Annotated in this window: 19 protein-coding genes and 2 riboswitches; of the genes, 10 read left to right on the forward strand and 9 right to left on the reverse strand. The window is 44.4% G+C overall.

The features are described from left to right. Positions 1-16: 16 nt before the first annotated feature. The 3 genes from CHL74_RS06285 to CHL74_RS15520 form a co-directional block, all read right to left on the reverse strand. Positions 17-1,219, reverse strand: coding sequence for an OmpA family protein (locus CHL74_RS06285; protein ID WP_176452184.1), 1,203 nt, complete (start codon positions 1,217-1,219; stop codon positions 17-19). 456 nt (positions 1,220-1,675) lie between these two features. Further along, the gene (locus tag CHL74_RS15740; protein WP_176452181.1) at positions 1,676-2,116 is read right to left on the reverse strand and encodes a hypothetical protein; all 441 of its coding nucleotides are present in this window, start codon (positions 2,114-2,116) and stop codon (positions 1,676-1,678) included. A gap of 1,853 nt (positions 2,117-3,969) precedes the next feature. After that, positions 3,970-4,155: an AAA family ATPase gene (locus CHL74_RS15520; RefSeq protein WP_176452185.1), complete on the reverse strand. Its 186-nt coding sequence runs from the start codon at positions 4,153-4,155 to the stop codon at positions 3,970-3,972. 927 nt (positions 4,156-5,082) lie between these two features. Between CHL74_RS15520 and CHL74_RS06315 the strand changes: the two genes are divergently transcribed. From CHL74_RS06315 to CHL74_RS06365, 10 genes are all read left to right on the forward strand, one after another. After that, the gene (locus CHL74_RS06315; RefSeq protein WP_094880323.1) at positions 5,083-5,589 is read left to right on the forward strand and encodes a hypothetical protein; all 507 of its coding nucleotides are present in this window, start codon (positions 5,083-5,085) and stop codon (positions 5,587-5,589) included. A 77-nt stretch (positions 5,590-5,666) separates the two neighbouring features. Then, entirely contained in the window at positions 5,667-6,263 is a 597-nt protein-coding gene (locus tag CHL74_RS06320; protein ID WP_094880324.1) for a hypothetical protein, read from the forward strand. A 106-nt stretch (positions 6,264-6,369) separates the two neighbouring features. Further along, positions 6,370-8,589 (forward strand): DUF2075 domain-containing protein, encoded by a 2,220-nt coding sequence (locus CHL74_RS06325; RefSeq protein ID WP_094880325.1) that lies wholly within the window; start codon positions 6,370-6,372, stop codon positions 8,587-8,589. Position 8,590: 1 nt separating this feature from the next. Further along, on the forward strand, positions 8,591-10,288 hold the full coding sequence (locus tag CHL74_RS06330) for a DEAD/DEAH box helicase (protein ID WP_094880326.1): 1,698 nt from the start codon (positions 8,591-8,593) through the stop codon (positions 10,286-10,288). A 342-nt stretch (positions 10,289-10,630) separates the two neighbouring features. Next, positions 10,631-10,733: riboswitch (SAM-I-IV-variant riboswitch) on the forward strand. Positions 10,734-10,865: 132 nt separating this feature from the next. Then, positions 10,866-11,288 carry a hypothetical protein gene (locus CHL74_RS06335; RefSeq protein WP_094880327.1) on the forward strand — a complete coding sequence of 141 codons (423 nt, stop codon included), beginning with the start codon at positions 10,866-10,868 and terminating at the stop codon, positions 11,286-11,288. A gap of 12 nt (positions 11,289-11,300) precedes the next feature. Then, positions 11,301-12,233, forward strand: a complete 933-nt coding sequence (locus CHL74_RS06340; RefSeq protein WP_094880328.1) for a hypothetical protein — start codon at positions 11,301-11,303, stop codon at positions 12,231-12,233. A gap of 312 nt (positions 12,234-12,545) precedes the next feature. Then, positions 12,546-12,669: riboswitch (SAM-I-IV-variant riboswitch) on the forward strand. Further along, positions 12,662-13,429 (forward strand): NADAR family protein, encoded by a 768-nt coding sequence (locus CHL74_RS06350; RefSeq protein ID WP_094880329.1) that lies wholly within the window; start codon positions 12,662-12,664, stop codon positions 13,427-13,429. Its footprint overlaps the riboswitch before it by 8 nt. A gap of 12 nt (positions 13,430-13,441) precedes the next feature. Beyond that, entirely contained in the window at positions 13,442-14,077 is a 636-nt protein-coding gene (locus tag CHL74_RS06355) for a hypothetical protein (protein WP_094880330.1), read from the forward strand. Positions 14,078-14,128: 51 nt separating this feature from the next. Then, the gene (locus CHL74_RS06360; RefSeq protein WP_141241256.1) at positions 14,129-14,497 is read left to right on the forward strand and encodes a hypothetical protein; all 369 of its coding nucleotides are present in this window, start codon (positions 14,129-14,131) and stop codon (positions 14,495-14,497) included. Between the two features lie 11 nt (positions 14,498-14,508). Next, positions 14,509-15,297, forward strand: a complete 789-nt coding sequence (locus CHL74_RS06365; RefSeq protein WP_094880332.1) for an S-adenosylmethionine synthetase N-terminal domain-containing protein — start codon at positions 14,509-14,511, stop codon at positions 15,295-15,297. Positions 15,298-15,660: 363 nt separating this feature from the next. Here the strand turns inward: CHL74_RS06365 and guaA are convergent, their stop codons facing one another. From guaA to CHL74_RS06400, 6 genes are all read right to left on the reverse strand, one after another. Further along, positions 15,661-17,271, reverse strand: a complete 1,611-nt coding sequence (gene guaA / locus CHL74_RS06375) for a glutamine-hydrolyzing GMP synthase (RefSeq protein WP_094880334.1) — start codon at positions 17,269-17,271, stop codon at positions 15,661-15,663. Positions 17,272-17,365: 94 nt separating this feature from the next. Beyond that, complete coding sequence (locus CHL74_RS06380) at positions 17,366-18,106, reverse strand: nucleotidyltransferase family protein (RefSeq protein WP_094880335.1); 741 nt, start codon at positions 18,104-18,106, stop codon at positions 17,366-17,368. A gap of 85 nt (positions 18,107-18,191) precedes the next feature. Next, entirely contained in the window at positions 18,192-19,736 is a 1,545-nt protein-coding gene (locus CHL74_RS06385; RefSeq protein WP_094880336.1) for a RapZ C-terminal domain-containing protein, read from the reverse strand. Next, positions 19,737-19,934, reverse strand: coding sequence for a hypothetical protein (locus tag CHL74_RS06390; RefSeq protein ID WP_176452186.1), 198 nt, complete (start codon positions 19,932-19,934; stop codon positions 19,737-19,739). 676 nt (positions 19,935-20,610) lie between these two features. Then, positions 20,611-22,242 (reverse strand): chaperonin GroEL, encoded by a 1,632-nt coding sequence (gene groL, locus CHL74_RS06395; protein ID WP_094880338.1) that lies wholly within the window; start codon positions 22,240-22,242, stop codon positions 20,611-20,613. Between the two features lie 61 nt (positions 22,243-22,303). Next, on the reverse strand, positions 22,304-22,576 hold the full coding sequence (locus CHL74_RS06400; RefSeq protein ID WP_094880339.1) for a co-chaperone GroES: 273 nt from the start codon (positions 22,574-22,576) through the stop codon (positions 22,304-22,306). Positions 22,577-22,770: the final 194 nt, after the last annotated feature.

The raw sequence follows: 22,770 nt of genomic DNA on the forward strand, positions 1-22,770 counted from the left end.
ATCCGTGTTTTATGGGTTACTTATTATTGTCCGTGGTCTCTACTCGGCGTGCTTTTCCGGCTTCCAGAGAGCCGTCGCTTCCGTTTCCTACGGCAGTAATGCGACTTGCCTCAATGCCATTCCTCACAAGCCATGTCTTCAGCGCTTCTGCACGCTGGCGGGATATGCGCTTGTTGACAGCCACGCTGCCTTTTGTGTCGCACCAGCCGGTCACCGTCACCTTCATGTCCGGATTCTCCTTTAATGTACGTAGGATATCATTCAGCTTTGACAGCTCGCTCTGCTTGATGGCGATACTGTTGAATGCGAAGTAGACAACGGGGAATGTCACCTTGTGCTGTTCTGCCACGTCTTGCTCAGCAACCTTTGTCTCAGCCTTATCTGCCGTCTCCTTCTGGAGGTGGTCAGCCTGAGGAGTGGTCACCTGCTGCGGCGCTTCCGGTATTGTTGTCGGCACTTCCGGTATTGTTGTCGGCGTTGTTTCCACAGCCATGTTCTTCTTCTTTGTCTTTGCGAAGCTTATTCCCAACCTTATGCCGCTTTCCCAAACGAAGTTGTTCTTATGCAGATGCTCCGGCATTGCGTCCATGCGTTCGCCAGTAAGACGAGTCAGTCCGGAATAGATGCCAAGTTTCAGGCATGAGGTAAGTTGGTAGCCCACCTGCAGATCCGCGCCATAACCAAGATGCCAGTCGGTTGAGCCTTTCATCACCTTGGCATCATCGGCTATAGTCCGGATGTCAGCCTTGGTCGTTACAGCATATATATGAGGCGAGACAGCCAAATCCCATCGGCTGTCAGCCGTCTTATGGAACAGCCCCAGGAGATTAATGTTCACTCTTGCCCCATACTGTCCCATCCTGACATGGCTCTTCAGATCGGCATACTCCCAACTGTCCATGCCTAAGACACCTGCCTTGTAAAGCACACCGTCGCTACCAAGCCAATAGCAGCGTTCTACGCAGCAGTCTTGTGCAGACAAGCTCATCTCTCCATACTTGGCGGACAGCTCTGCCGAGAAGACGGAACCAAAACGATAGCCGCCATATACGCCGGCAGCCCAACCGAGGTGCGTCTTGTCGTGTCCGAAACTTGAGAAAGTGGAGAAGCCGAAAGGCATCCCACCCTCAATACCGACGTACCAGCCTTGCCAACGAGTCTTTCCGCCTTCTTTTACTTCTGCTTTCGCAAAAGCAAATGGAAGAACAAATGCAAGCATAGCGACCAGCAGCCGATTTTTTGTTGTCAAATGATTTACCATATTATTTCGTTTATTTTTTTTCATTCCAGGAAATACAAGAGGTTGGTCAGTAAGATAAATATGGATGCCAACAGCAGAAAGATATAAAAGCGTTCTCTCTTGATGAAGTCACGAAAGCTATAGCGAGCCTTCCAATGATTCTCAAGGTACATCCTGTACTCATGTATCATGGCATATCCGAAGATAAGGCATAATATGAGTACAAACACCCCGATGATAATCAGGGCTAATTCTATCCTTGGCATAGTTTCTATTATTTCCTTCATGTTGCAAATATAGGGCATTGACACGAAAGAAGGTGCAGTTTTTCACTGTTCAAGTGTCGCATTCATACCAAAAAGGTGTCGCATTCGTAGGAATGCGACACCCTTTTGGCTGTTTTTCGATAAAATTTTTGCTTTTTCTTTGGTGTTTTTACAAAAAATGGATACGCTCAATTTGAATCTTTTTGTGCTGCTTCTGTAGACTGGAAGGCTCTCCATTCTGTAGGAGAACAGCCTTCTTTTGTCTTGAATATTCGGTAAAGATGAGTGCGACAAGAGAATCCACACTCGGCAGAAATGATCTTGCTTTTTTGGCAAGAACCTGACGATACCCCCCACTTCTCATATATCTTGTTCTCGAAGAACCTTTATTTTCCTCTTCTTTATCCAGAAGTTCTTCGGTAGGGACATAACTGCTGCCGAGAGCGATAAACGTAAGATTGAAGAACAGCAGGGCAAGCAATACGGCAGGACCTACTATATATAATAAGGTGGTGGAAAAGATGGCAATCGGCATAGCGAGTGCCACGAAGAAGGCATTGACAAGCATGAATATAAAACATGCAAACTGAAGTAGAAATAATGAATCCATACGCTTGCAAAAGTACGAGAATAATTTCAGAAAAAGGTACAATATTCTCAAGATGTTTACGAAACATACAAATAAATCAAACTCAAAGACATGTTCTTCATGTCTTCTTGTCTACATGCAAATATCGTACAAAGAGTAAAAAGCTGTTACAAAATAAAAATCAATTATAGAGAATCAAAAAGCTGTTTTTACGGTGTTTTGCTGTGCAAACAGCACCAATGCTTAACGATAGCGCCACTTTTACAGTACAATAGTGCCACTATTAGACAGTAAAAGTGGCGCTATTGCAGCCCTTTGTGCTTGTTTAGCTCCGTTATTCATTGCACATTTCTTTCCACGACCGCATAACTATCTACACATCAGCACGTTGTCGCTGCACGCTCAAAACTCAAGAATTTCGCACCAAAGATTTTGTTGTGCGTTCAACTGGGAGTATTGAGCGTTAGAAATGCAAATATTGTCATGCAAACTAACCGCCAAACAGGAATTTATCAGCGAAACGAATTAACAACGAAAGTATATTATATTGCCTTAGACGGCGAAACAACGAATTTGAACGAATTTACGAATTTTTGCGGTGTTCTACTACTCATCCAACAATTCGTTAATTCGATAAAATTCGTTGTTCTTTCTCCGCTACGCTATGAAAGCGGCAGAGCCGAGCGCCCGCGTCTGAGCGTAATAATTATATTTGTTGTTTCTTTAATTCGTCTCACCGCTAAACTGCAATTTACAGCTGCAAAGGCAAACATAGGAGGCTATGGCGTCTCGCCGTAGCCACGCAGCCTCCCATAGCAGCTCATCAATCAGAGCCGTGTAATACGTAACTTTGTACAGCGCCGTGTCCTGAAGGGACACGTATCAATCAGAAACCCACTGCAAGCTCCGAAGGAGCGCAGCTGTGGGATAAGCATCATCTCACCCTCTCTCTCTTGGTTCCGCAAAGCGGGACCCGCAGCTCATACTCAATCTGCTTACTGAATTGATAGGGTAAAATGCTGTATCACTTATTGTTATTCCACCAATTCAAATTGAACATTTCACAATGCGTCTTGGCGCAAAATTCAAAATTCCTAACTCCTAATTAGATTAGGCAGGGCTTTGACAAAAACCTTTCTCCACAATCCGCTTATGGGCGCAAATCCTATCGGATTTAAATAAAAGGCTTTACATTAGGTCTTACGAGAACCTGTTCTCGACAACCTAACGTAAAGCCTTTTATTTGTGCACAGCACGCGCCCATAATCGGAAAAACATATAAAAACACAAGGTAGCGGACGGCACCCGCCGTCCGAATTAGGAATTTTGAGTTTAGAATTCTTGCTTAGGCAAGCGGCAAAGCCGAGCGAGGAATTGTGCGCTAAGGCGCATTATGAATTGTTCATTTGAATTAATAGGATGAAATCTTCCAATTCAAACTGAATAATTCATAATCGGAGGCGAAGCCGAGAATAAATCAAAACTCAAAATTCGGATGGTGGGAGCCACCTGTTTGTGTTTTTCTTTGTTTTTCCGTTTGTGCTTTTCGAGAGAGGCGAAAACTTCTCATTCATTTATGGCATATATGGGCGTGAGAACTTGTTCTCATAAGACCATATATACCATAAAGGAATTGCCGAAGGCTCGAAAAGCATAAGCGGATTGTGGAGTCAGGTTTTTGTCAAAGCCCTGCCTAACATTTAGGCTAAGTGAGGCTGTGTCAAAAGTAAGGAATTAGGAATTTCAGTGGCTGAAACATCCTCTTTTTGCTGTTTTGAGACTCTAATAATTCATTCCGAAGTACCAGAGAGTGATGATGATTCCATGCCCCGTCTCGATATCGTCTTTTACGATACGTCCATTTTTCACATCCTCTAAATGTTGTCGGCAGACACATACAGGTGATGACCTTCCTTAGATAGTTTGATGCGCTGAAGTATCATGGTGGTTTTTCCAACGCCTCGCGGTCCCATGATACCTATTAATCGTCCATTCCAGTTGATTTCATCATATTTATATCTGATGAAATCAAGCGGAGTACGCTTCAATAACTCCGCCATGTATTCATATAGTTTATTGTCTATCATATCTTGATCTTTTAGATGAATATCATTTAAAACTGTAGCAAAGATACAAACAATCCCTCATTGAGGGATAAATTATCCCAAAAAGTTCCCTTAATGAGGGATGAATTTAAATATTTTTATCCCTCAATGAGTTTTTTTGCACATATCTACGTATGCGTTATAGAGAATTGTTATTGAAGCTTACTCCCACTCAATTATACTCTATATCTGATATTCAGAGAGTTAGCTATTGTCGGGGATATTTATCGGGGACAGCACAAGCATCGGACACCTCCGTGACAATCAGCTACTTACAAGATTTATCATACTTAAAATCAAATGCCTTTCCTTTCAAGTCTTCAGATTTTTTAATATTCAATTTTGCAATAGTAGTCTCTCAAGTAGTATGTTTGCAACATGAGAATAAATGATAGAAATAAAACCATATAAAAAATGTATCAATCAAATCTAAAAGGTTATTGTGACACAGATGCAGTATAGATTGCACGGATAAAGTGAAATTATTCTAAATACAAACACAAAACAGCAAATTCATGAAGAGAAATTCTTTAGTCTCAACATTTTTAGTTAATTTTACAGCGTCATATTGCCGAAATAGGCTTTATTGACGGACATATTTAGAGAAGCGTATTTCGCCATACTCCTCCGTGTGAAACTTGGACACTTTCGCAAAATGGTTTATAGGAGTGTAGTGAGAATATGCCTCTACTTGACGTGTATTCGTATACAAAGACGAGATACGTACAGGTGGGGCTTATTCTCCTTTTTCCATAAACCAACGGAGTCCAAGCCGTCACACAGAGGGAAAAGGAGCAATAAAGCCTCACTTTTCTTTTTATGCTCCCTAACATCAAATTACTAACAGCACTGTTTGGGCTATGGTGCGTCAAATGAAACAAAATGAAAAAGCATTTTAAGTTGTTGATGTTGGCATTGCTCGCTTTGATGCCATTTGCACTAATCAGTTGCGGAAGTGACGATGATGATGATAATCCTTTTTCATCAAACACAATCCAAATCAATGGTAAGAGTTACGAAATTAACCCGTATGTTGTTCAAGAGGGAAGTTTCGATGCGGAAAATGGTGAAGGCGAATTTAGTGTTGGTGTATTCAACCAAGTTGGTAACACTAAAGACAGTTGGTTTTATCAATTCTCTTACACGGATTCAGAAAAGCCAAAGGTAGGTGATGATTTCTCCAAGAAATCGTTGGAGCTGTGGGCACAGGATGAATCCGATGCTTGCTACACTACCCTTACTTACAAAAGCGGTTCTGCTAAGGTTGTATCTATCGACAAGAGCAAAGATGATATGACTATCAAATTCGACAACCTCAAAATGGCAGGTGGCGAGTATTCCTATACTTTCAACGGAACAGCAACCGTTGATTTCAATTTTGCAAGATAAATCTTTAATAATAACAATAGTTCAGCGGTCTTTGGCATACAAGGACTGCTGAACTAAACCTTTAAACAATACAGACTATGAGCCAAGTAAAATGTCCCGATTGCGGTGAATTATATTCAGAAAAATTACAGTCATGCCCTAACTGTGGTTGCCCTAATGATAGTTGGAAACCAAAGCAAGAGGAGAAGCCCCAAGAATCTACAATGTCTAATCAGACAGACTATGAGGAAGATTTCAATGAGAATGGCCAATACTCTCCATTTTCACCAACGTCATGGTTTTTCGCCGACCCTTGGCCATTAAAGAATTACCCACGCAAAGCCTTTGAGAAAAAACATCCTTTCTTGGGATGGTTGTTTGGTCCTTGGTATCTCACTTGCAAGAATGAAAGCGAGAAGGAGGAGTATGCGGTAATCAATAACATATTCTATTTCTTCAACTTGATATTCAAAACAATTGTCTACGCTAATCTATGGGCTTTCTTTAAAGGAATTGTTGTTCTAAACAATATTTCATTAACCATTCTTAGCACTGTTTTTTCGTCTTTCTCCAACAAACATATTAACTTTGCAATCGAAAATGTCAAGAGTAGCCTTGTGAACAAGGTGAAGCCAACCGAGCATAAGAAGCCACGGTGGAGCTACGACATGAAAAGTATAGTAACTTTTAAATAAAATCTTTTATGGCAAGAAAATCAAATTAAGTTTAGAGGTATTTATGTTCACCATCAAACATGGTGAACACTATTCGTATATTGTGTAACTAACTATCAACAAGAAAATGAAAACCAAAGAATTAAGACAAGCCTATTACACGGCAACAGTTTCAGAGTTTCAAAAGGATGTTGAACGTGGCCAATACATCGAAAAGATGCTATTGGGTGGAAAGTTCCTATTGGATACGTACAACAGCGAGACAAAATCGTGGGAAGAGAACGCCAAAGTCATCTCTAAATTGTTGAGCGATGCCAATTTGCCAAATCCTGACGACGTGTATGTTTCCTTCGAATATGCAGCACCCGTGGGTGGTCGTGTGGATTGCGTTTTGTTTGGCACAGGTAAGGATGGGAAAAAGAATGTCATCCTGATTGAGCTAAAGCAGTGGGGTAATCAAGTGGAAGTTTTCTCTGCTTATGGAAAACGCTGGGTAAATGTTTTCGTTGGTGGAAGTGACAAGATTGTCGATCACCCATCAGAGCAGGCAGAGAGATACGAAATTCACTTCCGCAACTTTGTCAACCTCTTCGACCAAGAGGAGTACGAGTTGACAAGCTTGGCTTATTGCTACAACTATGAGAGCAAAGGCAAGGAAGGTTTGTTCGATGATATGTTTGCCGAACTCCGTGAGAGATGTCCACTTTACTCTAAAGATATGACGGCAGAACTGAGCCAGAATCTGCACAATCTGCTCTGCAACGGACAGGGTGAAGGCATTGCGAAGAGCTTGGCGGGCACAGACCTTAAGCCAACTAAGGCCTTGATTGAAGCTGCTGCCAACATGATGATTGATCCAAACGACAACACGTTCGTGTTGCTCGGCGATCAGGACGACGCATACAAGACGTTTTGGAATGTTTTGAAGAAGACTCTTGACAGTAACGACAAGAGCGTCTTCATCGTAAAAGGTGGTCCAGGCACAGGAAAGACGGTCATCGCACTGAAGATTCTTTCTGAGCTTTACAAAGAAGCTATGCAGAACGGCAAGGAGTGTAACGCTTATTATGCAACTCGTTCTACAGCCCTCACCAAGCAACTTTCAGAGGCACTCCATTGCAGTAACGGCAACCGAAAGAAGCATACTGGCGGAGTAGAAGATTTGATACAGAAGACTTACCAATTCCGCCCTGCTTGCTATAAAGAAAGTCAAATAGATGTCCTGCTTGTCGATGAAGCACATCGTGTTCAGGAAAAGTCTAACGACCAAACAGATGGATCGCTTAAGAAAAAGTGTGGAGTGGAATCTGTGTATTGCCCACTCAATCAAGCCCTCTCGCTCATCTACTGCTCTAAGGTGACAGTGTTCTTCATTGATGACCATCAAGCCGTCAAGAATCAAGAGATTGGTTACTCCGAGGCAATCAAGAAACTTGCAGGGAACTATCAAGGTGAGTACATTAAGCAGATTGAAGAATTTAAAGCAGAGTACTCTAATAAGACAAAGCCTAACGCCGAGAAAAAGCTAGAAGCCTATCGCCAAGCTTTGGATGGTGATCATTCTGATGCAGAAATGGCAAAGATTGAGCGCAATATTGCAACTGAAGAGCGTAATATTGATCGGATAAAAGGCCTCAAGTATCTCACAAAGGATCCTTTGCCAAACGTCAATGTCTATACGCATGAGCTTACGACACAATTCAGATGTGTGGGAGCTGACCGTTTTGTAACTTGGGTGGACAACGTACTCTATAAAGAAGTACCCAACGAGAAGAAATTCAAACTGGATAAAGAGGATTTCGACTTTAAGATTTTCCAATCCCCTCAGGAACTGGAACAGGAAATCCGCAAGCTCAACGACCAAGAGAAAGAACCTAAGACTACGGCTCGTATTGTGGCAGGCTGGTGTTGGGATTGGTCGAGCAAGGCAGATGAAAATGGTGACCTCAAAAAAGAGATTCAGATAGGCGACTGGAGCATGCCTTGGGAAACGAAGGCTAAACCTTCCAAGGAGTTTAAATCCCAATACGCTCGAAGCGCAGACTTTTGGGCGAAAGATCCGCAAGGCATCAACCAAGTGGGATGCATCTACTCGGCACAGGGATTCGAGTTCGACTATGTTGGTGTTATCCTAGGTCCAGATATCAAGTACGATGCTAAAAAAGATGCCTTGATTTGCTTGCCGAAGTTGAATAAGGAACGTAACCTCACAGAGAAAGATGAGAATGGCGACCGACTGATTCGCAACATCTACAAGGTGCTGCTGACAAGAGGTCGTAAGGGATGCTACATGTATAGCTGCGACCCAAAAGTATCAAACTATTTCAAACGGTTCATGAACTACTAATATGACGAAATATTCCAAGTTGGAAGAAATGCGCGACCACTTGCTGACATATCTCAAGGAACAGAAGCAGTTTCTGCAAGAGGATATTGACGCAAGCAGCCAATTGACAGACGACGAGAAGATCGACAACGGTCTTCTCATCGTTGATGCCACTGTGCTCCGTCATGAAGACAACGAATATCTGCTGGGATTCAAAGTCAACTATACAAAGGTGCGACCAGGCGACGAAGTGACTCTAGAGTCATCCGATGGTCAAAAGTTAATTGTCTCTGTCATTGAGAATGAACTAGAGTCAATGACCATCCAATATGATGGCGTACTGTCACTCTCCCTCTCTTACCGCATATCTGTCAATAACATAGTGATGCTAGACCCACTCATTAATCTACTTGAGGGTATAGCGTCTGGATTACCCGGCGCATATTTCTTGAAACTATTGGCAAATATCGAAGAGCCAGACGAAGAAGGTTTCACGACATTGGATGTTCCAACTTCTGACTCCTGCTACGCCCGCCTCAACCACGAGCAGCAGGAGATTTGCAAAGCGGTACTTCAATGTCCGTCTGTTTATTGTGTTCAAGGACCTCCGGGTACTGGTAAGACCGATGTTCTTGGAGTTTTAGCACGAACGTTTGCCAAAAGGAGAAAAAATGTCGTCGTGATCGCCAAAACTCACCACGCTGTCAACAATGCACTGAACAAGATACGTAAAATGTGTGCCAATGCCCCCATATCTAAGATTGGCTCCAAATTGAAGTCTGATAATGTGGACAAATCTATTTGCATTTATGAGAAATACTTCAAGTATCAAGCCGCCTATAAAAAGCGACCTGCTTACAGAGGACGAATTGCCGATGTTGTGGGCATGACCCTACAGAGTGCCATCATCAACCTAGGCTTATTGCATACAAGCTTCCGCCCGTCAATCATCTTTGTCGATGAAGCGAGCCAACTGACTTTGGCTGAGGCAAGCGTACTAGGTGTGTTTGGTGCTAGCACCATCGTCTTTTTCGGTGATGACAAGCAGATGCCGCCTATCTTCCACGAAAAGCAACAAAGTGACGAGTTGTCGGTATCCATCTTTTCACACATCATACATCTATACCCCTCCTTCGAAGGCAAACTCCGTGTCACCTATCGCATGAATGAGGATATTACGCAATGTGTCAGCAGCAACTTTTACGAGCCTTTTGGTGAGAAAATCATTGCTTCTGATTTTTCCAAAAATCGCAGTTTGCAAATCCAAGGACCGAACCTCGATCAGCGTATCAAAAAGTTGCTATCCTCAGGCTCATCTATCGAGACAATAGATGTTTCTACCACTCATACCTGGGAAGATTCAAATCCAGAGGAAGCAGACTTCATTGCCAATCTTGTCGAACACGCTCTATCCTTGGGTATAGATGCAAAAGATATTGCGGTCGTAACTCCTTTTAGAAGACAAGTCTTAGCGATAAGAACTTCCCTCCGATCTAAATTGAATTCAGACATACCTCTCGTTGATACTGTCGAACGACTTCAAGGGCAGGACGTTGATCTAGTCATCCTCAGCTTTAGCGTGACTGACCATGAATTTTACAGACAAACTATGGACTTTCTACTGAATCGAAATCGACTCAACGTGATGATTAGCCGCGCCAAGAAAAAGGTGGTAATTGTAAAATCCGAGATAATCCAATTAGGGGTAGCTATACCGTAGGTCATCGGCAGAGAATATGCCTATCATCGTATTATTTTCTATGGGTAGCTGTTTTGTAAATAGCTGCCCATAATCATTTCATTAACAAATATTATATTAAAATATTCGTCTTTTCCAAAACAACATATTAACTTTGCTGCTGAAAATGTCAAGAGTAACCTTTTGAGGTGAAGCCAACCGAGCACAAGAAGCCACGGTGGAGCAACGACATGAAAAGTCTAACTTTTAAATAAAATCTTTTATGGTAAAATCAAATCAAGTTTAGAAGCATTTAGCTCGATTCATCAACAAACAAGATGAATCAAAAGGACGTGTCTTTACAACATGACATAGCAATTCATTTTTAAGCATCAAGAGACTGATTAGATTCAGCACCAACCGATAACAGAAACACGGTGGTAAAAAGGATGCGATTAGTTTAACACTAATAAACTTCTGATTATGAAAGAATTATATTCAATCTTGTGCGATTCAAGTCGCTCAGTCAGCAATCTTATCAATAGCCTTGGACGTGTGGAACGCTATGATGCCACACAGGTCCATTGCATATCATTTTCAAAGGCTTCGGACATTGTTGATGGGATTAATCAATGCTGAGTTTGCTCGTTTATTGTCACAAATCTCCCAAGATGCCGTTATCATAGAAAACACAACTAAACAACGTTGTGAAAGTAAAGAGGTATGGGGATGTAGCAACCATGAGTTGACTATTTATCGTGACTTAGTAGCTAACAAAGTCGTAGAGCAAGCTAAAGTGTCTAATCCAAAGATTTCAAAGAAGGCGTTGATTGAACTTGTTGCACAGGAAACAGGTAAGATTAACAATATCGGGATATTCACAGGACAAAACAACTTAGGAAAGATACTAATGATTTGCAGTAACTGTCTTATACAAGGCGTAGAACCACCAATAGACTATGCTCTTCTTAATCGTTCAAACATATACATCTTGGGGAGACGGCTTTCGTTTCCAACAGATAAAACATCAATGTCAAACTAAAAGTATAGAAGTATGAAAACATTTGATTCTATAACATTGGTAAACGGAAAAGTACTTAAACTCTTTGGAGGCCAAAAGCATAGAAACAACAATACGATAAGATATTTTTGTGAACATGCAGCTTTCTTTTATGAGCATCAAGACATTATCTTTAACAACAGCAGATTGTTCTTAGCTCATGTCTATCAAAAAGGAGATAGTATATATACATTAGGAGGTTTGTTGGAGTGGTGGAAATGTATGCCACAAATGGCAACTATCAATGATGAAGGTGTAACATGTTATATATTAACTGCATCATCTTACCCCAAGGAACTATCAAAGAGTTTCATTACTGTAACTATGTCGGGCGAGGTCAAAGAGTTTTCTCTTCTCGGCGATTATGTAGATAGAACACGTAGCTTAGACGAACATTGTTGCCGATACAGCAAGGTTGCACGTGACTTTGAGCATCTAAGCCTCAAGAATGTGTATGATACAGTTGCATCATTAGCCAAGCAAAGAGAGGAGGAAAGGAAAATTGAAAAGATATGGAGTCCATACAGAGACAACATAGAATTGCTATATAAGCACAGAGAAGAAATCCTTACTCATAAAGATTGGGCGATGGCTGCAATACCACTTAAAGTATATATGGTACAGCTGCCAATCCATATTGGCACGATGCTGAAGCTTTGGGCAAATGAAGACAAGTGGCTGACACATCCTTGTGTATGTGGTCACAAAGCTTTCATATACAGCTTTGCAGGTAGTCCGTTGAGCGGAACAACATCCATATCCTACAAATGTGTACATTGCCACAAACAAGGCAATGCTCAAGTAGATGGCTTTCTCTGTCGAGCACATACTCTTGCCGTTACACAACAAGAATTATCCAAAGAGGCTGAAGGTATAGAAGCTATTACATTGAAAGAAATTATAGACAATTTAAAAAGAACAAATTAATCGGTATCGTCCGGCCAATGTATTCAAACACAAAGGTTGCTGAGATAACGATAGACAATGTCCTCTATGCGCTTGACTCCAACAACTATCTCAACAAGCATTGTTCTGGCTGCATGGGCATTGGGCAAGTATAGCAAAGGCGCAGTCAAAATGCACACACTGCTGGATCTTCGTGGAAGCATTCCGGCAAATATCCATAATTCCAAACTATTCATCGTTAACTATTCTTAGCATAGTTTTTTCGTCTTTTTCAAAATAAGACTGTAATTTTGCACTCACTTTCCAAAATGGGGAGTTGTTCTTTTATTTATTGACAAGCATCAAGAGACTGTTTAAGTACAGAACCAACCGAGCAGATTAGCCATTGCCACGGTGGTAAAATAGATGTGAGTTTAAGGCTTGATTATTCATCTTTAAATTAAAATTTTATGGCAACATCAAAAACATCAGAAATCATTTTAGGTCGTGTGGAGCACATCAACGCTTCACACTTTAATTGTTTGTCTTTCGCCAAGGCTTCGGACATAGTGAATGGCATTAACGTGCGTCTTTCTAACATGGCAGGTGGCTATCCATTTTCATTCGGAGGTGTAACTTGGCGTGATAGTGAGACGCTTTATCTATGTGGTGAGTTTTCGGACTCATCAGAAAAGCATCTGTTGGTACAAGAGGATATGCAACGTCAGACAAGTGGCTTTGCAGCTAAACGTTTCATCAAGAAAAGAAACAGTAACCTCATCCGCCAAGATTTTGCCGATTTCCGCATACAATGGATGCTCTACGTTGTATGGCAGAAGTGTATGGGTAATGCCGACTTTGCAAATTTACTCTTAAAGCTACCACATGACGCTATCATCATAGAGGACACTACCAAGCAACATGGTGACACCAAAGAAGTTTGGGGATGTACCAATACAGAGTTGGCTATAAGAAGAGCTGAGCTTAAAAAGAAAGTTACAAGACAGGCTAAGACGGACAATCCAAAGATTAGCAAGGCAGCTTTGAAACGCTTAGTCAACATGGAGATTTGCAAAGTGAATAGCTTCGGTGTGTTTGTTGGTCAGAATAACCTTGGCAAGATTCTCATGATTTGCCGTGATTGTCTTATACAAGGCGTAGAACCACCAATAGACTACAACCTCTTGGAGACGAAAGATATTCACATTTTAGGCAAACGTATTTCATTCATACATTAAATAGATTAGAACATGACACATAGTAACACAGAACAACCAAAGAACAGCATCACATTAATGAATGGTGCTGTACTTGAATGTATCCCAAAAGAATCACATCAAGGCGACTTTGTACCCGATAAAATGAAATTGGATGCAACAGGTACATATCTGAGAATTGGCAACAAGCCATGTAAGCCCCTACCAAGAACAACAGAAGACGTGGAGCAACAGAAGAAACTCTTCACGGATAACGCTTTCTACCTTTTGGCGCATCAAGAGCGCATCATGCGTGACAGTAGAATGTTTCTTGCTCCTGTAGCTGTACAAAACGGACTCGCCTACACAGGTACTTCGGGATTCAATGCTCCAACATTGGGCATATACTTGGAATGGTGGAATGAATGTTCTATGGCTTTACGAGTAGATAAAGAGAACCGAAGAAGCCTTGTATTTCACTTGGCAGGCAGTCCGTTAAGCGGTGCGAACCACTGTGCCGAGGTTTACGAGGATGGCAGGACAGAATCGGTACAAGTTTCTTCATTTATAAGCCATTGGCGACCATTCGCTGCTATCAATACACGTTATGACGAGGCAAAGCACATCTATCAAGCCTATACACTTGAACAGGTGCTTGACATCCTGCACGCTGAGGATGATGAAAGATAGGACTATTCAGCAGAAATCAATGAACGCTTTATGCAATCTGAGATAAACGAATTGAAAAAGAAAGTAGAGCGACTAACCAAAGAATCAGAAAAATGGTACTCTATGTATGCAGATACCTATATGAAGTACAAGGATGCTGAGATTAGTGAGGCTTTTTCAACTATTCAATCCTTCAGAGAGGAGTGTGAGGCTCAAATCAACTCTATCAAGATGCGTAAGCGAGCATTGAAGGCAGAACTGAAAAGCGGTCGCATGGATAACATCACTTATCAGCGCACATTAACGCCGCTGAACAAGCAAATAAGAGAGTTGGAGTTTAGGGTAAGTACTAAAAAGTATGAGTTAATCAACAAATACATCTCAGAGGGTATAAGTTACGATACGATAGAAAGTTACATGAATAAAAAGAATAACATTTAAAAGTAAGAACAATGATTGAAAAAGTAAATCCAAGCCATCCAGATAAGGTGGCAGACCGTATCGCAGGAGCTATTGTAGACCTTGCGTACTCAAAGGTAGAGGATCCGAAAATTGCAGTTGAAGTACTGCTCGGACATGGTATTGTTAATCTCATTATTGAGAGTAGCGTGAACATTTCAGACGCTGAGGCTGAGGCTATTGTAAGCCGTATCACGAAGCGTACAGACTTGAAGGTTTCGCTCATTATGGTAGCTCAAGACCCAATACTTGCAAGCAACCAAGACAAGGAAGTTCGTTGTGGTGATAATGGTATCTTTAAGGGAGTTCCACTTACTGAGGAGGAGCGTAACCTCAGTAAAATCGCACATGACATTTATATGAAATACCCTACTGATGGAAAATATGTGTTGGGAGACAATAAGCTAATTATCTGTCAGAGTTGTGCAAAGACTGAGGAGTTAAGAGTTTCTTACCCTACAGCAGTAATTAATCCTTTGGGGTATTGGACAGGCGGCATTGATGTCGATTCGGGTGCAACAAACAGAAAGTTGGGCAGTGATATGGCGCAATCTGTTTCGGGTGGCGGTCTAATGGGAAAGGACCTTTCCAAGGCAGATGTTTCCGTCAATATCTACGCTTTCTTGAAAGCTCAAAAAACAGGCAAGCCTGTGGAGTTGTTTTGTGCCATCGGTGACACAGAGATAGATGGTAAGCCTTATCGTGAAATAGTGGAAATCGCTCGTAACTACATCACGAGAATTGGCGGATTCGAGAAATTTGCCGAGTGGGGATTGTTCTAATAAGCAAGTGGCATGTACAAATTTGATATAGACATAACTCCATCCCTCAACGGAAAAGAAATTCATTTGGAAGGCATTTGTGAAATGTATACCATTATGCAGCTGACAGGTCATACCAACGAACGCACGTTCTACAAATATGTAAAGGCAACCCCCGAACAGATTGCCAAGCTATTGGATTTCAACTCTATCGGATAGCTATCCAAACGGTGATAAGCAGGGACGAAATCGGGGACGGTTTTGGATAAAATGTACAAGAAAGGGGATTTGTTGACAATCAAGCTGTTACGTCAACAAATCCCCTAACTTATTGAGTTTAAATTAATTCATCTTTATTTAAGTGGCTGTTTATCGGTATTCCGATTACTCCCACTCAATTGTTGATGGTGGCTTAGACGAGATGTCGTAGCAGACGCGGTTTACACCCTTCACCTTGTTGATGATCTCGTTAGACACCTTTGCCATGAAGTCGTAAGGGAGGTGTGCCCAGTCGGCGGTCATGGCGTCGGTAGAGGTAACGGCACGGAGAGCAACGGGATGCTCGTATGTGCGCTCGTCGCCCATTACGCCTACAGAGCGTACTGTCGAGAGGAGCACGGTGCCTGCCTGCCAGATCTGATCGTAGAGCGAAACCTCAATCTCACCGTTCTGCATGTCGGCGGGAACGCCGGCTGCAAGTACGCGGCGTGCGTCCTCACCAGAGAGGCGAACCTTATAGTCGCGCAAGCCACGGATGTAGATGTCGTCAGCGTCCTGAAGGATGCGTACCTTCTCGGGAGTGATGTCGCCAAGGATACGTACGGCAAGACCCGGTCCGGGGAAAGGATGACGTGTGATGAGGTGCTCGGGCATGCCCATTGAGCGTCCCACACGACGAACCTCGTCCTTAAAGAGCCACTTAAGGGGCTCGCAGAGCTTGAGGTTCATCTCCTTAGGCAGACCACCCACGTTGTGGTGGCTCTTGATTACCTTACCGGTGATGTTCAGACTCTCGATGCGATCCGGATAGATGGTGCCCTGTGCGAGCCACTTGGCGCCGGTCTGCTTCTTAGCCTCAGCATTGAACACCTCCACGAAGTCGCGACCGATGATCTTACGCTTCTGCTCGGGATCGGTTACGCCTGCAAGGTCTGAGAAGAACTTCTCGCTGGCGTCAACGCCGATTACGTTAAGACCGAGGCACTTATAGTCCTCCATAACGTCACGGAACTCGTTCTTGCGGAGCATACCGTGGTCGACGAAGATACATGTGAGGTTCTTGCCGATGGCCTTGTTGAGGAGTACGGCTGCAACGCTTGAGTCTACACCGCCAGAAAGACCAAGGATTACCTTGTCGTCGCCAAGCTGAGCCTTCAGCTCTGCAACGGTGGTCTCAACGAACGAGTCAGCGCTCCAGTCCTGACGGCTTCCGCAGATGTCCACTACGAAGTTCTTGAGGAGCTGTGTGCCCTGGAGAGAGTGGAACACCTCAGGATGGAACTGTACTGCCCAAACGGGCTGCTTGGTGGATGCGTATGCCGCAAACTTTACGTTGGCGGTAGAGGCTATGCACTTGTAGTCCTCGGGGATGGCTGTGATGGTGTCGCCATGGCTCATCCATACCTGCGAGTTCTCCTCGAATCCCTTGAAGAGGGGATTGGAAGCGTCAAAATGCTCAAGGTTTGCACGACCGTACTCGCGTGAGTCAGCCGACTCCACCTTTCCACCGTTGGCGTAAGAGATGAACTGTGCGCCGTAGCAGATGCCAAGCACCGGAATCTTACCTACGAACTGGCTGAGGTCCACCTTGAAAGCTTCCTTGTCATGCACCGAGTAAGGGCTTCCGCTGAGGATTACGCCAATAACGCTGGGATCGTCCTTGGGAAACTTGTTGTAGGGCATAATCTCGCAGAAGGTGTCGAGCTCGCGCACACGGCGGCCGATGAGCTGCGTGGTCTGCGAACCGAAATCAAGAATAATTATCTTCTGTTGCATTACTTTGGTTGTTTTATTGTTTGTGTTTGTTGTTTTTTTATTGGGGGATGGGCCTTACTAAGCCTATCTGAGCCTATTTAGGCCTCTTTGAGAACTATCTGAGCATCTTAAGAAAGTCTTCGGCTTGTGCGAGGGTGTCGAGCTTGCCGATGTCCATCAGCTTCAGGTCGTCCTTCACATAGCCTACGATGTTATGCGTGGCGCAGGACTTCAGATAGAAGTCGATGATGCCGAACTTGTCGGGCCAGTCGTGCATGGCAGTCAGCAGACGTGGCGACAGCACGTGTATGCCGGCGAAGGCGTACATGCGGCATGACTTAGGATCGAGGTCGGGGTACGGGCTGCGCACCTCGCCCGTCTCGATGTTGGTCCAACCCACAAGACGCATGTCATCGTCGAAGAGCAGGTAACGCTTGGTCTTTCTGCTGCTTACGAGCAGCACGGCGTCTACGTGGCTTGCCGAGGCAAGGTCGTAGAAGCTGCGCAGGTCCACATTACTGAGAATGTCTACGTTATGAATGAGTATTGGGGAATTGGCATCGAAGAGCGGCTCGGCATGGCGTATGCCTCCGCCAGTATCGAGAAGGCGCTCGCTTTCGTCGGATATTCGGATGTCCAGTCCGAAGTTACGGTTCTGCTTCAGATAATCGGTTATCTGTGAGGCAAAGTGATGTACGTTGACTACAATACGGTCAACGCCTGCCCCGGCAAGGTTCTCTACGACACGGCGCAACAACGGCTCACCCCCAACTCTCACCAACGCCTTTGGCATGGTGTCGGTAAGTGGTTTAAGGCGTGTGCCCATTCCTGCCGCAAAAATCATGGCTTGCATCATAGATGTATGTATATGATTATACTATGCAAAGTTACGGAAAAATAATGGTATTCGCCCCATTATGATTCCACTTTTTCGTTATTTATTACTTTCTTGCCTCCAAGGTCTGCTCTATGCCCTGCTCACGATGGCATATATCCACCTCTATGCCGAACTTCTCATGGATGTGTTCGGCGAGATGCTGGGCTGAATAAACGCTGCGGTGCTGGCCGCCTGTGCATCCGAAGGAGAACATCAGGTCGGTGAATCCGCGGTCGATATAGCGCTGTACGTGTGCGTCGGCAAGCTTGTATACGCTGTCGAGGAAGATGAGTATCTCTCCGTCGTCCTCAAGGAAGCGGATGACGGGCTCGTCCAGTCCGGTGAGCTTCTTGTAAGGCTCGTAACGTCCGGGATTGTGAGTGGAACGACAATCGAAGACGTAGCCTCCGCCATTGCCGGACGTATCCTCAGGAATGCCCTTGCGGAAAGAGAAGCTGAACACTCTCACACGCAGCGGACCCTTACCGTCATACTTGGAGAAGGTGGCTGGTCCGTCCTGCGGATGCGACGGATAGACCTTGCTGTCCGTGGTCTTATATCCGTCGGCACGTGTGATGGCAGGCTCTTCTATGTGGGCGTAACGCGGCATGGCAGTCAAGCGGCGCAGCATGTCCATCATATAGGGATAAGGGAATACGTCGTCGCCGAGCTTGAGAAGCTCGCGGAGATTGTCCATAGCGGGAGGAATGGAGTCGAGGAAGTGCTTCTTTCGCTCGAAATAGCCACGGAATCCGTATGCTCCAAGCACCTGAAGTGTGCGGAAAAGCACAAACAGGCTGAGTCGTCCCACGAAGTGACGCACGCTCGGCACCTCCGTGTATTGCTTCAGAGCGTCGTAATATTCTGCCACAAGGTCGCGACGAAGCTTGTTGCTGTAACGTGCAGACGCCTGCCAGAGAAACGATGCGAGGTCATAATAGTAAGGTCCCTTGCGTCCTCCCTGGAAATCTATGAAGTAAGGATTGTTGTTGGGGTCGAGCATTATGTTGCGTGCCTGGAAGTCACGATAGAGGAAAGAGTCGGTCTTCTCCGACGTGAGATCCTTGGCAAACAGACGGAAGTTGGCCTCAAGCTTCAGCTCATGGAAGTCGAGCTCGGACGGCTTGAGGAAGCAATACTTGAAGTAATTGAGGTCGAAAAGCACGCTGTCCTCGTCAAACTCGGGCTGAGGATAGCAGTTCTGCCAGTCCAGTCCGCGTGCGCCGCGTATCTGAATGTTCGGCAACTGGCGTATGGTGCGCACAAGCAGCTCTTTCTCACGCTGATTGTATCTGCCTCCGGCATTGCGTCCACCGGCAACGGCGTCGAAGAGCGACGTCGAACCAAGGTCGCCTTGCAGATAACGCAGTCCGTCCTCGCTGACAGCAAGGATGTTCGGAACCGGCAACTGGCGCTCGGCAAAATGCTTGGCAAGATAAACAAAGGCATGGTTCTCGTCACGGCTGGTGCCCACGACACCGATGACAGAGAAGCCGTCCTCCCCTATCAGACGATAATACTCGCGGTTGCTTCCCGCTCCGGCTATGCGTTCCGTGGAAGCGGGCACTTCGCCGCACCACGACTTATACAGTTCGATGAGTTTTTCCATTTATTCCTGTTCCTCCTCGGATTTGTTTTTCTCGAATTTCTGAAGGTATTGTTTCTCCTTCTTGTCCAACCATGTGGTGTAGACGTTATCAATCACTACAGCCAGTATCGCCACTCCCGCAGTTATAGCAAAGGAAAAGGTGATGAAGTACGTGCCCACACATATTATGGTCAAGAAAATCAGTACCTTGACATCCATTAATCTTTTCATACTGCGAAATTATATATTTTTTTTCAGATTATCCGACTTATCACAATCTAAATTGCAATACATTATTATATATACTCTTTTATTACTGCATAATGGCAGAACATCAGCATCATGAAAATAGTATACAAAAGGTTGTTTTATTAAAGTATTTGATGTAACTTGTATACTTATTACAAGAGTTTTAATAACAAACTGTAAGTTACAAAAAGTATTAAATAACTTGTTTTATCACACCATTTACGCCCAAAAACAAGCATTTGGACACATAAAACCACGCAAACTGTACAATTATTCAAAAACATGATGATTTAAATTAAAAAAAAGTGAAAATATTTTGTGGCTAAAAATATTATTATTACTTTTGCTTCCAGATAAAGAAAAACGCTAAAAGTAGCGAAGATTTTTTGATTTGTTTTAGTAGATTAGTTTTTAAGTAGTTTGTTTTTGAAAATCGGATGTCGAGAGACAGCCGATTTTTTTTGTTTATATAAATGACAGTTCAATACCAATGAAAGTTCATTGAGCCTGTATCAGAACATATATATTCAGAATATATATAATGTCACCATCCAGAAAACAACACAAAAAAAAGGGACGACAGCAAGGCTATTAACCTGCTGTCGTCCCTTATATATTAATTCAATACGTTATTGTGTTCGGCTGATTACATCATGCCACCCATACCCGGCTGGCCCATCGGCATTGCGGGAGCCTTCTCCTCGGGCTTGTCGCAGATGAGGCACTCTGTGGTGAGGAACATACCTGCGATAGAGGCAGCGTTCTCGAGAGCTACGCGCTCCACCTTGGCAGGATCGATGACACCTGCTGCACGCAGATCCTCATAGATGTCCTTGCGTGCGTTGTAGCCGAAGTCGCCCTCGCCCTCACGTACCTTCTGAACAACTACGGCACCCTCGCCGCCAGCGTTCTTAACAATCTGGCGAAGCGGCTCCTCAATGGCACGACGAACGATGTTGATACCGGTCTGCTCGTCAGCATTATCACCCTTGAGGTTCTCAAGAGTCTGCTGAGCGCGGATGTATGTGGTGCCGCCACCTACGACAACACCTTCCTCCATGGCTGCACGTGTAGCACAGAGAGCATCGTCAACGCGGTCCTTCTTCTCCTTCATCTCCACCTCGCTGTTTGCACCGACGTAGAGCACAGCCACACCACCGGCGAGCTTGGCAAGACGCTCCTGAAGCTTCTCCTTGTCGTAAGAGCTCTTGGTGTTGGCAATCTCGTTCTTGATCTGAGCCACGCGGTCAGCGATAAGCTCCTTCTGGCCTGCTCCACCAACGATTGTGGTGTTGTCCTTGCTGACAGTGGCCTTCTCACAGGTACCGCAGAGGTCGAGTGTGGCCTTGTCGAGGCTAAGACCCTTCTCCTCGCTGATGACAACGCCACCGGTAAGTGTAGCGATATCCTCGAGCATTGCCTTGCGACGGTCGCCGAAGCCAGGAGCCTTAACAGCGCAAATCTTAAGACCAGCACGCAGACGGTTGACAACGAGAGTTGTCAGAGCCTCTGAGTCTACATCCTCAGCGATGATGAGCATCGGGCGTCCGCTCTCAGCTGCCGGCTGAAGGATAGGCAGAAGGTCCTTGAGGTTGCTGATCTTCTTGTCATAGATAAGGATGTAAGGATTATCCATTACACACTCCATCTTGTCAGCGTCAGTTACGAAGTAGCCACTCAGGTAGCCACGGTCGAACTGCATACCCTCTGTAACACCGATGCTGGTGTCGCGGCTCTTGCTCTCCTCGATGGTGATAACACCGTCCTTGCTTACCTTACGCATAGCGTCAGCGAGGAGCTTGCCAATCTCAGGATCGTTGTTGGCAGAAACAGTAGCCACCTGCTCAATCTTGTCATAGTTATCGCCTACAACCTCAGCAGTCTCCTTGATGTGCTCCACAACAGCTGCAACGGCCTTGTCGATACCACGCTTGAGGTCCATAGGATTGGCACCTGCTGTGACGTTCTTCAGACCCTCAGTAACGATAGCCTGTGTGAGGATGGTAGCTGTTGTAGTACCGTCACCAGCGTCATCGCCAGTCTTGCTTGCAACGCTCTTTACGAGCTGTGCGCCGGTGTTCTCGAACTTGTCGTCAAGCTCCACTTCCTTAGCAACGGTAACACCGTCCTTAGTGATCTGGGGAGCGCCGAACTTCTTCTCGATAACCACGTTGCGACCTTTCGGGCCAAGTGTAACCTTTACGGCGTTAGCCAACTTGTCGACACCGTTCTTAAGCAGGTCGCGTGCATCTATATTGTATTTAATCTCTTTAGCCATTTTCGTTAATTATTAATTATCAGTTATTAATTATTAATTGGTTGGATACGTTTGCTCGTTGTTACTTGTTGACAACAGCGAGAACATCGCTCTGACGCATGATGAGGTACTTTGTGCCGTCGAACTCAAGCTCTGTACCAGAATACTTGCCATAGAGGATTTCGTCACCCTCTTTAAGAACCATCTCCTCATCCTTAGTGCCGTTACCAGTGGCAACCACCTTGCCGTGCTGAGGTTTCTCTTTTGCTGTATCCGGTATGATGATTCCACCAACCTTTTCTTCTGCCTGTGCAGGGAGCACAAGCACTCTGTCTGCTAATGGTTTTACGTTCATGATTGTTATGTTTTTATTTTTTAAGTTTACGTTTTATTGTCCGATAAGGCTTCGTGCCTTTCATCGTCGCCAAACATATAGCTAAAAGTGTGCCAAACAATATGGTTTAGCATTTTCTACCTGTGACAACAAGACATAAACAATGACACAATGTCACATTCGGTATTGAATCTGACAAAAATGACAATGGTGTG

The sequence above is a fragment of the Prevotella sp. 885 genome, from assembly GCF_002265625.1.
Classification (GTDB): Bacteria; Bacteroidota; Bacteroidia; order Bacteroidales; family Bacteroidaceae; genus Prevotella.

Excerpts from the sequence above, each read along its gene's own strand:
- CHL74_RS06285 (WP_176452184.1), bottom strand. The coding sequence starts at position 1,219 with ATGCTTGCATTTGTTCTTCCATTTGCTTTTGCGAAAGCAGAAGTAAAA.
- CHL74_RS15740 (WP_176452181.1), bottom strand. The coding sequence starts at position 2,116 with ATGGATTCATTATTTCTACTTCAGTTTGCATGTTTTATATTCATGCTT.
- CHL74_RS15520 (WP_176452185.1), bottom strand. The coding sequence starts at position 4,155 with ATGGCGGAGTTATTGAAGCGTACTCCGCTTGATTTCATCAGATATAAA.
- CHL74_RS06315 (WP_094880323.1), top strand. The coding sequence starts at position 5,083 with ATGAAAAAGCATTTTAAGTTGTTGATGTTGGCATTGCTCGCTTTGATG.
- CHL74_RS06320 (WP_094880324.1), top strand. The coding sequence starts at position 5,667 with ATGAGCCAAGTAAAATGTCCCGATTGCGGTGAATTATATTCAGAAAAA.
- CHL74_RS06325 (WP_094880325.1), top strand. The coding sequence starts at position 6,370 with ATGAAAACCAAAGAATTAAGACAAGCCTATTACACGGCAACAGTTTCA.
- CHL74_RS06330 (WP_094880326.1), top strand. The coding sequence starts at position 8,591 with ATGACGAAATATTCCAAGTTGGAAGAAATGCGCGACCACTTGCTGACA.
- CHL74_RS06335 (WP_094880327.1), top strand. The coding sequence starts at position 10,866 with ATGGGATTAATCAATGCTGAGTTTGCTCGTTTATTGTCACAAATCTCC.
- CHL74_RS06340 (WP_094880328.1), top strand. The coding sequence starts at position 11,301 with ATGAAAACATTTGATTCTATAACATTGGTAAACGGAAAAGTACTTAAA.
- CHL74_RS06350 (WP_094880329.1), top strand. The coding sequence starts at position 12,662 with ATGGCAACATCAAAAACATCAGAAATCATTTTAGGTCGTGTGGAGCAC.
- CHL74_RS06355 (WP_094880330.1), top strand. The coding sequence starts at position 13,442 with ATGACACATAGTAACACAGAACAACCAAAGAACAGCATCACATTAATG.
- CHL74_RS06365 (WP_094880332.1), top strand. The coding sequence starts at position 14,509 with ATGATTGAAAAAGTAAATCCAAGCCATCCAGATAAGGTGGCAGACCGT.
- guaA (WP_094880334.1), bottom strand. The coding sequence starts at position 17,271 with ATGCAACAGAAGATAATTATTCTTGATTTCGGTTCGCAGACCACGCAG.
- CHL74_RS06380 (WP_094880335.1), bottom strand. The coding sequence starts at position 18,106 with ATGATGCAAGCCATGATTTTTGCGGCAGGAATGGGCACACGCCTTAAA.
- CHL74_RS06385 (WP_094880336.1), bottom strand. The coding sequence starts at position 19,736 with ATGGAAAAACTCATCGAACTGTATAAGTCGTGGTGCGGCGAAGTGCCC.
- CHL74_RS06390 (WP_176452186.1), bottom strand. The coding sequence starts at position 19,934 with ATGGATGTCAAGGTACTGATTTTCTTGACCATAATATGTGTGGGCACG.
- groL (WP_094880338.1), bottom strand. The coding sequence starts at position 22,242 with ATGGCTAAAGAGATTAAATACAATATAGATGCACGCGACCTGCTTAAG.
- CHL74_RS06400 (WP_094880339.1), bottom strand. The coding sequence starts at position 22,576 with ATGAACGTAAAACCATTAGCAGACAGAGTGCTTGTGCTCCCTGCACAG.